Consider the following 518-nt stretch of genomic DNA (forward strand, 5'->3'; position numbering starts at 1 on the left):
TCGTTGGGGGCTTCGAGGCTGACGAGGCGGGTGGGGAGCTGGCGGGTCTGGCCGGGCTTGAGGGCCGCGAACGGCAGTCCGGTCGGCGGGACCGACCGCATGCCGCCGCCCATGCCTCCCATGCCCCCCATGCCGCCGCCCATGCCGCCCATGCCGCCGCCCATGCCCCCCATGCCGCCCATCATGCCGGTGGCGAGGCTGCGCTGGTCCCAGCTGTCGTAGTCGCCGCAGAGGGCCATGATCAGGCGGGCGAGCATCATCATGCCCATCATCGGGGGCATGGTGCCGGCCATCATGCCGCCGCCGCCCATGCCGCCGCCCATGCCTCCCATGCCGCCGCCACCCATACCGCCGCCCATGCCGCCGCCCATACCGCCGCCACCCATACCGCCGCCCATGCCGCCCATGCCGCCGCCCATGCCTCCCATGCCGCCCATCTGGCCGGCGGCGCCCTGGGCGATGAGCCCGGGCGGGAGGACGACGTTGAGCTGACGCTTGGACTTGTTGGTGACGGTCAT

The 518-nt window shown here is 73.6% G+C and carries 1 pseudogene; it reads right to left on the bottom strand.

Going from position 1 to position 518, the window contains the following annotated elements:
* A pseudogene (locus G6O68_RS32080) lies at positions 1-518 on the bottom strand (hypothetical protein); the annotation flags it as partial.

This window comes from Paludisphaera soli (genome assembly GCF_011064595.1).
GTDB classification, from domain to species: domain Bacteria; phylum Planctomycetota; class Planctomycetia; order Isosphaerales; family Isosphaeraceae; genus Paludisphaera; species Paludisphaera soli.